Annotated in this window: 8 protein-coding genes; 3 read left to right on the top strand and 5 right to left on the bottom strand. The window is 41.3% G+C overall.

Annotated features, from left to right (window positions below):
• Nucleotides 1-10 precede the first annotated feature (10 nt).
• The 5 genes from H8B21_RS03335 to H8B21_RS03315 form a co-directional block, all read right to left on the bottom strand.
• Nucleotides 11-1,972: a RagB/SusD family nutrient uptake outer membrane protein gene (locus H8B21_RS03335; protein WP_190312351.1), complete on the bottom strand. Its 1,962-nt coding sequence runs from the start codon at nucleotides 1,970-1,972 to the stop codon at nucleotides 11-13.
• 3 nt (nucleotides 1,973-1,975) lie between these two features.
• Entirely contained in the window at nucleotides 1,976-5,143 is a 3,168-nt protein-coding gene (locus H8B21_RS03330) for a SusC/RagA family TonB-linked outer membrane protein (RefSeq protein WP_190312350.1), read from the bottom strand.
• 192 nt (nucleotides 5,144-5,335) lie between these two features.
• Nucleotides 5,336-6,379 carry a FecR family protein gene (locus tag H8B21_RS03325; protein ID WP_190312349.1) on the bottom strand — a complete coding sequence of 348 codons (1,044 nt, stop codon included), beginning with the start codon at nucleotides 6,377-6,379 and terminating at the stop codon, nucleotides 5,336-5,338.
• A gap of 38 nt (nucleotides 6,380-6,417) precedes the next feature.
• Nucleotides 6,418-6,960 (bottom strand): RNA polymerase sigma-70 factor, encoded by a 543-nt coding sequence (locus tag H8B21_RS03320; RefSeq protein WP_190312348.1) that lies wholly within the window; start codon nucleotides 6,958-6,960, stop codon nucleotides 6,418-6,420.
• A gap of 65 nt (nucleotides 6,961-7,025) precedes the next feature.
• Nucleotides 7,026-7,622, bottom strand: coding sequence for a hypothetical protein (locus H8B21_RS03315; RefSeq protein ID WP_190312347.1), 597 nt, complete (start codon nucleotides 7,620-7,622; stop codon nucleotides 7,026-7,028).
• A 327-nt stretch (nucleotides 7,623-7,949) separates the two neighbouring features.
• On the opposite strand from H8B21_RS03315, the gene H8B21_RS03310 reads away from it, so the two are divergent.
• Genes H8B21_RS03310 through H8B21_RS03300 form a run of 3 tightly spaced genes read left to right on the top strand, consistent with a single transcriptional unit; the run spans nucleotide 7,950 to nucleotide 13,838 of the window.
• Nucleotides 7,950-10,700 (top strand): alpha-d-galacturonidase, encoded by a 2,751-nt coding sequence (locus H8B21_RS03310; RefSeq protein ID WP_190312346.1) that lies wholly within the window; start codon nucleotides 7,950-7,952, stop codon nucleotides 10,698-10,700.
• 10 nt (nucleotides 10,701-10,710) lie between these two features.
• Entirely contained in the window at nucleotides 10,711-12,258 is a 1,548-nt protein-coding gene (locus H8B21_RS03305) for an MGH1-like glycoside hydrolase domain-containing protein (RefSeq protein ID WP_190312345.1), read from the top strand.
• Entirely contained in the window at nucleotides 12,258-13,838 is a 1,581-nt protein-coding gene (locus tag H8B21_RS03300) for a glycoside hydrolase family 28 protein (protein ID WP_190312344.1), read from the top strand. Before H8B21_RS03305 ends, H8B21_RS03300 begins: the two co-directional genes overlap by 1 nt.

Here is a 13,838-nt window from a genome sequence, read left to right as displayed (position 1 = left end):
CAATATTTTATTAATTATAACCAGGATTTTGTTTTAAGTTGGGGTTCTCTATAATCGCCCATTGTGGAATAGGAAATAATAAGTTCTTTTCGGAAAAGTTAAATGCGTATTTTTTTCCTTCTTCTATATATTTTCCCATCCGGATTAAATCTTCTCTTCGTTTTCCTTCATACCAAAACTCCCAGCCTCTTTCCTTTAAAATATGATCTCTTAAGGATCCTTTATCAGGAAAATCCACCAATTTTAAAGAATACTCGTTGTCTCCTCCTATTTGCTTTGCTACCGATGTTACTTTAAAATTATCAATCCATAACGTAAAATTCGAACCCGAATTACCGAGCGCTAACATAACATTGGCATTATTACCAGTTCTTGAAGATTCGGAAGTTTCTATTTCAATCTCTGTAGGCGTATTTGCTTCCAAAGATATGGTTTCAACATGGTCAAAGCCATTCTCAAACCGTATATCGAAACGGATGTTCTTATCGGATAGAGCAATAAAAGAAAGTTTGTATTGTCTCCCGGTTTCGTAAGTAAAAGTTTCATTTCTTACTTGCAAAGCCCAAAACTCGCTACCTGAATTTGCTACGTCGATTTTTAAGGCATTTTGATCGCCTAATTTATCTGTATTGTCAATTTCATAACTCCAAGATGCCGCTTCATCATATTTGTTCATGTTAAAGATACCAGCTTTGTTTCCCTCTATTGGAATTTCGAATTTTTCATCTAATAGCGTCATAGACGGGAGGACACCGGTAGGCGTACCAAACGCGCGCCCTCTTATCTGGTTAATTAAATCTATACTTTCTTGGTTTGGTCCATTTATTTCATTTAAAGCTTCAGCCTTAAATAACAATACTTCAGCATATCTGTCCATAACTTTGTCATTCCCCGCCCATATTCCAAAAGCCTGTGGGTCGATGCCGTATTTTAAGGGTAAGGCACCGATATCCGTAGTTCTTAAATTGACGGTTTGATTCGATTTATTGGTGTACTCTGCCCATGAGAGATCTCGTCTTAGGTCATTTTCATGGAATGTGTTATAAAATGCCCATGGCATTCGGTGTCCATTCCACCCGTCTAATGATTGCGAACTTCCATGAGGTGACTGAAAATCGCCAGGGATGATATTTACAAAAGTGTGGTTCCCATATTGATCTCGCGCTTCACCAGCTATGGTAAATATCAATTCTCGGTTTCCTTTGTTATCTGCGCGAAATATTTTCTCATAGTCGGTTTCCAGTTGGTAATGGTTGAGATTGATGATTTCATCTGCTACATGGACTGCCTCACTCCAGTCTTTCTTTCTCATGTAGAATTTTAACAAGTAATGCAGTGCTGCGCCTTTTGTCACCTTGCCAAATTCAGTTTGTGCTACAGGCAGATCGTTTGCAGCTGTCCTTAGTTCATCAACGATGAATGTCTCCACTTCTTGTTCAGACGGGCGATTAGGCTTGTAATCGGGGTCTGGCTGTAAGGCATGGGTATAGTCTGTAATAAGCGGAAGAGGACCGTAAAACCGGTATAGATCATACACGAAGAATGCTCTCAGGGCTCTTACTTCTGCCATAACGACCTTTTTTGCCTCTGGAGCAACCGGCGATTCATCCATTTTTGCCAAGGTGTAGGTTGCTCTGGTTACTGCCGGATTTAACCAGTCATAAAACCCTGTTGTCATGGCCTCATTGATAATCCAATTTCCGTTTAAGAAGTTAGACCAGGCCCACTTCGTTGTCCATTCATCGGTTGCCACTTCGTCCATAACGAGCGAACTACCATCGGAGAACAAATAGGGACCCCACCCGCCCAACCTCAGTTCATGGTAGATGGCTGTTGCTGCGGCGTTTAAGTCTCCGGGTGTTCTGAAAAAATTATTGGTATTAATAGTGCCAGGCAGCTCTGGGTCAAGATTTCTTTCACAAGAACTTGATAACACTACCAATGCTATGAGTGAAAATATTATCCTTTTCATAAATTAAAATTTAAAGTTAATACCAGCGTAAAATGTTCGTTGTGCAGGATAAGCTGCACGACTATTTTCCGCTTCGGGATCTAAGCCAGTATATTTAGTAATAGTAAATAGATTTTGTGCACCGATTACCATTTTAAGATTTTGTATCCCTCCGCGATGTAAAAATCCGTTGGGAAAGTTATACCCTACAGAAAGGGTTTTCAACCGGAGATATGAAGCATTTTGCCAATACGGGTTTCCGTAAGAGCCATAGCTGTTCACTTCTCCGCTTGGCATGGTGGTGCTTGGATTATCAGGCGTCCAACGGTCTTTAACTTCGCGTAGAAAGTTAAAATTATCCCTAAAGCGTTGTTTCCCATAGCTACCTAACACACCATGTTCTATGTACGTTGTTGGCCATCTCAATGCGCCGACCGAAGCATATAGAAAAGCCATTATTTCAAAATTTTTAAACTCGATGATATTGTTTATACCGGCAGTGAACCGTGGTGCTTGAGTACCCATATATACCACATCCGCCTGGTTAATCATGCCGTCTGGTTCACCGGTTAGGTTTCCATTTTCATCAAGACCATCAATGTCTTTAAACTTTTGCTGGCCCGGTAATAGGGAGGGCATAGTTGGTGTACTTTCTCCAAATTGCTTGATGCCGTAAGGAACAAGTGCATAAACTGCTGTCATTGGATCATGGAGCCCCTGATAAGGTTGTAGCATTACCTTGGGGTCTCTGTCCACCCAACGGTCACGATAAGCGGTAAAAGTTAGGATGGTATTCCATCGCAAAGGATTGACGATGTTTAGTGTATTTAACGTAAACTCAAAGCCATGTCCACGGGTACTGCCGATATTCCAAGGTATGGAGCCCACAACCGAGCTTCGGGGAAGTGCGCGATAACTTAGAAGGTCTTCAATGGTTTTATAATAGAAATCAAAATTTCCCGTCACCCTGTTTTCGAAGAAACCAAAGTCAAGTCCAACGTTAAATTCCGTGGTCGTTTCCCATTTAAGATTTGGGTTTCCCAATTTACTTAGATTTACGCCTTGTGTGAGGTTTCCGTTGAAATAGTAGTTTCTGCCATCAAAGCGATAGTATTCAGACGCGGCGTCATTAGGAATATTTTCATTCCCGACTTGTCCCAAACTTGTTCTCAATTTGAGGTCAGAAACGACAGCGACATCTTTAAGAAAATGTTCATCTGACAACCGCCACGCTAATGCGACAGACGGGAAAAAAGCGTACCGGTTATTTGCTCCAAACCGGTCGCTGCCATCAACTCGTCCCGATGCCATCACAATATATTTTCCGTCAAAGGCGTATTGTAATCTGGAAAAATAGGAAACGAGTACGTGCCGGTCGCGGTAAGAATTGACAACAGGTCTCTGCGAACCCGCCTGTATGGCATCGTGTGATAGAATATCCGTTGTAAAATCTTGTGCCCGTGCCCCAGATCCTTGTCCGTTATAGTTTTGATAAGAATAACCTAATACCCCATCTAGTTTGTGTAGAGTTCCTAGTGTCTTATTCATATTTAAAGTAATGTCCGAGACGTAGTCTGTTCGTTCAGCTCGGTTGATATTAGCCTCTCCATTGACTTGGCTTCCATATCTGCTCGTGGTCGGATAATAACTTTTCCGTGCACTGTTGCGAATATCCGCACCGTACGAGAATTTTAGCCAGATGTCTTTGTTTGGCGTAAGATAAAAGTTAGTGAAAACATTGCCTAGAAACCTATAGGCTTGGGTGTTGTCTTCGATATCCAAATAAGATAATGGATGTGCTAAAAGCGGTTGTTTCGGATCTTCTACCCATTTACCTGAAACAGGATCTCGTTCGGGGGCAATGAGCGGGCTATAGTTTAAAGCCGATTCAATAATACCGGCATCTGCATCCCGTCCGTCGCCTAATTGAGAATTTTTTGATTCGGTAGACGCCGCACTAATGGAAGCGCCATAGTCCCACCAACTTTTAATGTTTTGATCGTAGTTAAATCGGGCGGTGACTCTTTCAAGGCCGGTGCTTTTAATAACACCCTCCTGTTCAAAATAATTTAAGGAAAAATATGCTTTAGCCGCTTCACTACCCCGGGCTATACTAAGATTGAATTGGTTCACTTTTCCAGTTTGTGTAATCATGTCATACCAGTCTGTACCGTTACCGGTATTAGCAATCAATTCATCGGAATTTGGGGGTACGAAAGGAGGAACCAAAGAGGAATTTACGCCGCCATAAGGAGGCAGTTTGTTTTGCTGAAGGTACATATCATACATATATCGGTTTTGTTCAACCAGAAATTCTTTTGCAGTCAAAAGTTGTGGGCGTCTCGCAATAGTTTGGTAGGAGGTATTTAAAGAACCTTCGACAACGGAACCAAGTTTGGCTCTTTTCGTGGTTATCAAAATGACACCATTGCTTCCTCTAGCGCCGTAGATTGAGGTGGCTGCAGCGTCTTTTAGAACTTGAATAGATTCGATGTCGTTGGGGTTTATGTCGTTTAATGCACCCCTGCCACCGTTGTAATACTTGTTACCACTTCCAGGTTCAACAGCGTCATAAATAACTGGGAACCCGTCTATAACAACCAAGGGGCCATTTCCTGCGGCTGCAGAAGTAGCACCTCTGATTAATACCGAAACACCGCCACCCGGTTCACTAGAATTGGTAACGGTAACACCAGAAGCCTGTCCTTGTAGTAAGTTGTCTATAGATGGCTGCGATGTTTTGTCAATATGTTCGGGGTTTACTGAAACAATGGCTGCATTTACGTCCTTACGCCGTTGCGTACCGTATCCGATTACGATAACCTCATCTAGATCGGTTACTTGAGCCTTAAGCTTTACTAAGAGTGAGATGTTAGAATTCTCCTTGATTCTATAGCCTGATAATTTCTCTTCTATATATCCGGTATTAGAAATAGTAAACGAATAGGTGTCACCTATTGGGAGATGTCGGAATTCGAAATAACCACTGGAATCAGACGAAGTTCCAGATGTAAAACCGGAAATTGTGTTCGTAACTACAATAGAGGCACCTCCGAGGGGTTCCCCTTTGTCATCGCGAACGTACCCTTTTGCCGAATTGGAGTTTTGACCGAAAGCAAAACCTGTAAGGCAGATTGTGTAGAAGATTAGAAAAGATTTTTTCCACTCCCGAAAAAACAAGTAATGAAACATAATTAAAATTTAAATTTGATTAGTAATTTTGAATCAATTGTCAAATAAACTATAAAGAATACGTTTCATAAAAGACCAACCCTACCTCCTAAGTTATATTTTTAACATAATTCGATAGAATCGCGGTAAAATATATCGTACCCTCGACGTTTGTGGCGTCTATAATGAATTTGAAAAGCTGCTTGATGTTATTTAATTAGGTATTTTATTTTTAATAATATATTGGTTATTCTTTTTTGATAGCTCAAGTCCATTTAGTCTGGAAAGGTATTCTAAAATTTGCTCAAGCGTATCGGTTTTATCAATTTTACCGATAAAGGTTAATTCTTTTAAATCTTCTGTATGATAGTATATATCTACACCATAGATACCACTCAACTGATCGAAAACTTCTCCCAAGGGCTGATTATTAAACATATACCATTGATTTTCAGGATTCCGTGTTTCGGTAGTCGGATGTGAGGGGTTTTCTTTACTATCAATCAATTCTGATGGCTGATGCCGTATTACTTCTTCTTGTTGTGTTTCTTTGGAATAATAATAAACATCTCCTGGTTGTAATATATACTTATCCTTGGAAAAATTATCTGAAATGTATTGTACAGCTAATTTGCCGGTATGTAAGCCAACTCTAATTATCCGATCCGACTTATTTGCCTGTACCGAAAATGATGTTCCGAGTACTGTTGAATATATTTCTTGAGCTTTTACGATGAATTTCCGTAAGCTATCTCTTTGAACGACAAAATGAGCTCCACCATCTAGCGTTGCTAGTCGTTCGTTTTCTTCTGTTATTTCGTACTTCAGGTTACTATTAGGTGCTAAATTTACTTGAGTGCCGTCTTTAAGGGAGAAGAGTAAAGAATCAGTTCCTGTATTGACAAAAAAGTCATGATTTTGATTTATAGGTCTTTGCTCCTGATGGAGCAGTAGAACAAAAATACCGAGTATGATCACGATAGAAGCGGCAACAGAAACGGCTAGCCTGAAGACGTTTCGCCGTTTTCTTTTTTGCTTTTCTTCTGCCCAAAAAGCGATTAACTTATCATTTTCGCGGAGATCATGGTTCAGTGTGTTATTATTTTGGTATTTAGTGAGATAAGATAACCAGTCGTCTTCGTTTAGAAAAGGTGTGAGCGCATCCGGGTTTTCCCTTAAATAGCGGGCAATGGCCTCACTTTCTTCGCGTGGTAAAGCCCCCTTTAAGAAATTCTGTATAGCTCTTTGACTTATCATCCTGTATTATCTACGTTTTAAAAGCTTTCAACCCCTAATCAATAGAAAAATAATTTTTGTACAATTAAAATGAATATCAAGAAATATTTTCTTAACTGTTTAATAGCTAAAGTAATATGCTTTTCTACTGTTTTTATGGATATAGAAAGCTCTTCAGCGATATATTTATTAGAATATCCCTCAATTCTGCTTAATGTGAATATCTGTTTACGCACAGGAGGCATTTGTTCGATACCTTTCTGAAGCATTGTATTAATTTCCTTTAATTGTATCTGATCCCACACCCCACTTGACACTTCTTGTTGTGAGAACTCCCGAAGGGCTGCTATTAAATTATTTTGTTTTCTGATTTCATCGATGAGGGAGGTTTTAGCGATACGGAACAACTGTATTTCTATGGCCAAATCTTCGTTAATGCGGGATCTGTTTTTCCACAATTTTACAAAGGTGATTTGTGTCACTTCCTCCGCTAAAAACCAAGATTGAGTCTTGCTATAAATGTAATTTAGTAGTTTTGGAAAGTATTCTTGATAAACCTTTCCGAATGCAACCTCATCACCAGCTTTTATCTTCCTTAGCATGTTCAGAAATAATCATTGTTTGATCAGTTATTCCTTTTTAACTATGGTTATAAAAAACAGGCGTCTTATGAATTCCGCTTCATTTGTTCGTCGAGCAACTGACGCTTTAACTGCTGCTCTTTTTCCAATGATTTCTTGCGCAATGCTTGCAGTTCTTCCTGCAATTGTTCTGAAGTTTTCTTATGCTCGTTCGTATCTACTTTTGCTTTTCTGAAAGAAGCTAACGTTATTAAAAATGCCAATACGAAGACGATAATGATGCTCCACACCATGGTGTGGTAAGATCCTTTTGCAAAATCAATACCGAGAAAGGAAATGCTATTCGTTTTATGTTGTTCGGCTTGCAATGCGGCATCCAATGTGGTAACCGAATCCCGCAGAGAACTGATGGTGCCTGTCGAAGAGGAAGAATTTGCCTTAAGCGTCGCAATCTCTTTTTGATATCGAGAGATCGAGTCCAATACATTTTTTCGTACGATTTCCAGATTTGTACGACGGATGAGTTTGAAATCGGCATCCTGTGATCTAGACAAATTGCTGAGATTGTTGAATTGCTCGTTCAATGTGCCTTCTTGGATGGCGTACGGCAACATCCGTTTATTTTGTCCAAAAAGTGTGGTTGTCGATACGATAAAAGCGAAAAACAAGAGTTTTTTTAACATAAGTTTTGAGATAACTAAAATAATTTTTCCCCAATGGAATGCTAAAGTTGAAAAATAAAAAAGGGATTTGCAAAAAATAAAAAGATTATATGGTCTGAAAAGAATGGCTTTTACTATAGCATGTTCGCTTCTTTTATCTGTAACGTCCATGTTATGAAAGGTTCAGATGATAACATTCTGTAATAATTAGATAATTATACAGAGGAAAAATACCGATATTAATTGTTGTTTTGGATAACCAATATAGACGTGTATCTATGTTTAGGTTTTTTATAATACTTTTCCGCTTAGAAGAGGGCGGATTAATCAAGAGAGAAAAGAAGAAAGATGAAGGGTTTTTTTAGGTATATTTTCGTGTTTTACTTATGTGGATTGGTAGGTCTGGCAGATTTAATTGCTGCGCCTGTCCGCATCCTTTATGCCGAAAACGCTGTGACGAATGAGCAACGGTTGCAGTATGCCGTTGATAAAATGGTCAACGCTACAGGTCAACCATCATCCGTGTTCCGTTTTGCAGAAACATCATTGAAAAAAGATGACCTTGTGTTGGGCGTATTGGGAGCAACAGAACATTGGGAGGGATTTGTTCCTACAACGCTGTTAGAGAGCTTAAAAGACAAAGAATCATTCCTTGTCTATAGAAAAGATAAAAAATCTCCGTTAATTATTGTCGGAAAAGATGAAACGGGACTGTTGTATGGATGTGAAAAAGCGCTAAAGAATGCATTTTACGATGATAAAGCCGTTTCTTACACGGACGGGCCGGAAATGGTGTTGCGTGGAACGGCTATCGGTATGCAGAAAACCGAATATCTACCCGGACGTGATGTATACGAATATCCTTATACCGAAGATTTGTTTCCATGGTTCTATGACAAGGAATTATGGATACAGTATCTGGATATGATGTTGGAAAACCGCTACAATACGTTGTATTTGTGGAACGGACATCCCTTTTCGTCATTGGTGAAATTGAAAGACTACCCTTATGCGCTGGAAGTGGACGACGAAACATTCGCTAAGAATGAAGAGATTTATCGGTTCTTAACAGAAGAGGCGAATAAGCGGGGGATCTGGGTCATTCAGATGTTTTACAATATTCTGCTCCCAAAACCCTTTGCAGACAAGCATGGTTTAAAAACGCAGGAAAGAAACCGCGTCATTACACCGCTGATAGAAGATTATACGCGTAAATCCATTGCTGCATTTGTCGAGAAGTATCCGAATGTAGGGCTGCTGGTTACATTGGGGGAGGCGATGGAAGGCGTAGGGCAGGATGATATCGATTGGTTTACAAAAACGATTATCCCCGGTGTCAAAGATGGTTTAGGTGCTATACGCAGTGAGCTGGAACCGCCGATTATATTGCGGGCTCATGATACCGATGCACCAGCCGTAATGAAGGAGGCGTTACCGATTTATAAGAATTTGTATACGATGGCGAAGTTTAATGGAGAAGCCCTTACGACTTACGAAACTCGCGGAAAATGGGCAGAACTTCATCAAACGTTGGGTAGTATCGGTACGGTACACATACAGAACGTACATATCTTAGCAAACCTGGAACCGTTTAGATATGCCGCTCCCGATTTTATACAGAAATCGGTGAAATCAATGCACGACATCCATTTCTCCAATGGACTACATTTGTATCCGCAAGCTTCTTACTGGGATTGGCCGTATACGGCGGATAAGACAGAAAAACGCTTGTTGCAGGTGGAACGCGACTGGATATGGTATAAAGCATGGGCACGTTATGCGTGGAAAGCTGATCGCCCCGAATCGGAAGAAAAAGCCTATTGGTCGTCTTTATTAAGCGAATATTACGGTGTTTCAAAGAAAGATGCAACCAGACTCCTGACAGCGTTGGACGAAATTGGAGAAATATCACCTAAGATTCTTCGACGTTTTGGTATTACAGACGGTAATCGCCAAACCTCTTCGCTGGGTATGCTGATGACGCAGCTTATCAACCCTTATCGATATGGACTCTTTACGTTGCTTTACGAATCGGAAGCACCCGAAGGGGAAATGATCATCGAATATGCCGAAAAGGAATTCAAAGGCGAGCAGCATATCGGTGAAACACCTTTGCGTGTTGCGGACGAGATTGTCGCCCATGCCAATAAAGCCGTACAGGCAATAGACGGGATTCAGCAGGCTGCCAACAGGAATAAAGAGGAGTTTCAGCGTTTGATAAATGATATCTATATACATCAAGCACTTGCCGAACATTATAGCTTCAAAGTAAAGTCTGCTATTCAGTTATTGGAGTATAAGTATACGGAGGACGTAGAATCTCTGCGTAAGGCAATACCGGACTTAGAAAAAAGTGTAGAAGCGTATAGAGCGCTGACAGATTTGACAACGGATACCTATCTCTATGCCAATAGCATGCAAACAAAGCAACGGAAGATTCCGATGCGGGGCGTAGATGCAACCTTTAAACACTGGACGGAAATGTTGCCTGTTTTCAAAACCGAACTACAGAATTTTCGGCAAGCAATAGATTCGATAGCATCGGCAGCAGGAACATCAAAAGAAGAACGTAAATTACTCCGGGAAAAAGAAGTTCAAGTGAAGACCGACGTACAATATGCAACGTTGAAAAAAGGTGCGAAACTACATTTGGATCAAGAACTGGTGGTTACCCATCTTGCAAACGAACTGGAAGGCATGAAAGCCGTCATGATAAATTCGGAGGAACAGAAATTAAACGGAACGACGCTGGTATTTGAAAGTGACCAAAATGTGAAAGTATTAGTCGGATACTTTAATAATACAGATAAGGTGTTTGCACCTAAACCCGTATTAGAAATTGATGCCTCTGCCAACGACTACGGACAGGCGGAAGCCAAGGTTCGAAATGCACTGCGTATACAATATATGCCGATGTTGGATATCCATACGTATTCGTTTCCGAAAGGAAAAAATGAGCTCAAAATACCGAAAGGAGAGGCGTTGATATTAGGATTTATATCCGACGATGAGCTTCAACATGCCTACAACGCCGATGTGGATAACCAAGGCGATGATATGGACGATCTGTTTGGGTATTATGAAGAAACTAAACTGTAACAGAATAACGATGAAAATAAAGATAAATAAACTTGCAGGTATGCTGCTGTTCCTCTTACCAGGAGCCTTAACGGCACAGGAGGATTTAAACACCAAGCTGGATACCTATGTCCATAAATTTAACAGACAGGATAATGAAGCAGTTATCAACAAGATTGATAACAAAAGTTCAGCAGCTTGGATGAAAGATAATATTCCGTTGTTTGCCTGTCCGGATAGCGCGATAGAGGAGATCTATTATTTCCGGTGGTGGTCTTACCGAAAACACATCAAGGAGACACCGGAGGGCACGATTGTGACGGAATTTATCGAGCCTGTAAAGCACGCCGCGCGATATAATGCAATCAGTTGTGCATTAGGACATCATATCTATGAAGGGAGGTGGTTGCGGAATAATGATTTTTTGAAAGAGTATGTGGATTTTTGGTTATATCACGCGGATAAAGGAGAAAGTAGGCCGCGATTCCACCAATTCAGCTCATGGTTGGCCGATGCATTGTTAGCCTATTACATGGTCGATAACGATCGGGAATACCTAACAAGTCGTTTAAACGATTTAGATAAAGATTATCTAAAGTGGGAAGAAGAACGGCAGTTGGACAACGGCTTGTTTTGGCAGCATGATGTTAAGGACGGTATGGAAGAGTCTGTATCTGGTGGACGCAGAGAGGAAAATATGCGTCCTACGATTAACAGTTATATGTTCGCCAATGCACGAGCGCTATCGACGATAGCAGAGATGGTCGGCAATGATAGCCTGAAGCGTAATTATGATACGAAAGCGGCACAATTAAAGACGTTGCTGTTGGATTCCCTTTGGGATGAAAAAGACAGCTTCTTTAAAACACGGGTCGAAAAAAATAAGGGCTTGCATCCTGCACGGGAAGCTATCGGGTTTATCCCGTGGGGCTTCCACATTGTTCCCGACCAACGTTCGTATGCCGAAGCGTGGTCACAAGTTGTTGATGCCGCAGGTTTTAAAGCACCGTGGGGATTGACGACAGCAGAACGCAGAGAACCAACGTTCCGTACGCGGGGTTCTGGTCACGGATGTGAATGGGACGGCGCTATCTGGCCTTTCGCCAGTACACAGACACTTCGTGGAATGGCAAACTTTTTGGCAGATTATAAACGCGGAAAACAGATCACCAAAGCTGATTTTTATGAGGCCGTGCAACAATATGCCGCATCCCATGTCATGGACGGCAAACCGTACATCGGTGAATACCAAGATGAACGCACCGGCTATTGGCTGAAAGGTGACCATCCTCGCAGTAAGTTTTACAATCACTCTACCTTTGCCGATATCGTGATCCAAGACCTTATCGGGTTTAAGCCGCAACTCCGTAACGGATTTGAGCTTAAGCCGCTTATTCCGCAGGGGCAATGGGCTTATTTTACCTTGCAGGGTGTTTCGTATAAAGATAAAATAGTCGATATCTATTGGGATGAAAGTGGTGAACAATATGGAAAAGGAAAGGGACTAACCGTCTATGTGGATGGTCAGCGTGTTGCTAAATCGAAAAAATTAAAACCGTTAAAAGTTAACTTACGATAATGAAGAAAGGAATTATTGCATTATGGTTGATGATTGCCACGATGGGAATCTCCGTACAAGCACAACAGTTTTACAACGTATTGGATTACGGCGGAAGCAACGATAGCACCGGGTTGAATACCGCCGCCATTGCCAAAGCTATTGATGCTGCAGCAAGTAAAGGTGGTGGAACGGTCTATTTTCCGGCAGGGAAGTATATTACCGGACCAATACACTTTAAAAGTAATATCACCCTTTTTATCGATGCCGGAGCAGAGCTGCATTTCAGTGATGATTTCGATCATTATCTACCGATGGTAGAATCCCGGTGGGAAGGTACGGAAGTAACAAACTTTTCACCTTTGATCTATGCCGTCGATGTGGAAAATATTGCGATTGTGGGTCGTGGCCTGATTGATGGGCATGGAAAAAAATGGTGGGGTTATTCTGAAGTGACCATCCGAAACCAAAAAGAAGGAGAAGAGACAAAATGGCAAAAGGAATTTAAGCGATTGAACAAAGACGTCTTAGCACCCGACTTGCCAGGATGGGTGGAACGAGGATTTTTACGTCCACCGTTTATCCAGTTTATTCGTTGTAACAACGTACAGATTAAGGATATCAAAATACAGAATTCGCCTTTCTGGACGGTCAATCCACAGTACTGCGATAACGTAACGGTGGATGGCGTTACGATTGATAATCCGCCGTCACCTAATACCGACGGTATTAACCCCGAATCCTGTAGCAATGTCCATATTGCCAATTGCCATATCTCGGTAGGGGACGATTGCATTACCATTAAATCCGGGAAAGACCGTTCCGGCCGTAAAGTAAATATTCCGGCGGAGAATTATACGATAACCAATTGTACGATGTTACGTGGACATGGCGGTGTCGTGATTGGAAGTGAAATGTCCGGTGGCGTGAAGAATATTGTGATTTCCAATTGCGTGTTCGACGGTACGGACCGCGGGATTCGTCTCAAAACGGCACGTGGCCGTGGTGGCGTTGTCGAAAACATCCGTGTGAGCAATATCGTCATGCGGAATATCCGTGATCAAGCTATCGTATTGAATATGCAATATGCAAAAACGGAAGAAGAACCTGTTAGCGAGCGTACACCGCTGTTTAAAAATGTCTATATCAGCGATATGGCCGGAACAACCAATCGGGTTGGCCAGATACTAGGTTTGGAAGAGATGCCTGTTGAAAATGTGAGTTTCAACAATATCAACATGCAATCGAAGGCTGGTTTTTTAGTTGAAAACGCTAAAAACATCTCCTTTAACAATGTACACGTGGATGTCGCTGACGAACCTTTCATCAAGGCAACAAATGTACAAGAGCTTCATATCACGGGAATCCAAAATCGTTCACCGAAGGCAGATCGCCCGATGTTGGTCTTTGAAGAAGTAACGGATGCGAATATACAGCAGAATTTCCCAAGTGCCGGGACGAATACATTCCTCGAGCTTATCGGAGATGAAAATAAGGCGATCTTTATTCACAGCAATAATTTTAAAAATGTGCAGCAAACGGTTACAGGGGCAACGTCGTCCGTAGTCTTAACCAACAATATTGATGCGCAAAAGAAATAA

The sequence above is a fragment of the Sphingobacterium chuzhouense genome (assembly GCF_014692525.1).
In the GTDB taxonomy this organism is placed as follows: Bacteria; Bacteroidota; Bacteroidia; order Sphingobacteriales; family Sphingobacteriaceae; genus Sphingobacterium; species Sphingobacterium chuzhouense.
The sequence above is the reverse complement of the archived record's forward strand: the minus strand, read 5'-3'. Positions and strand labels throughout refer to the sequence as shown.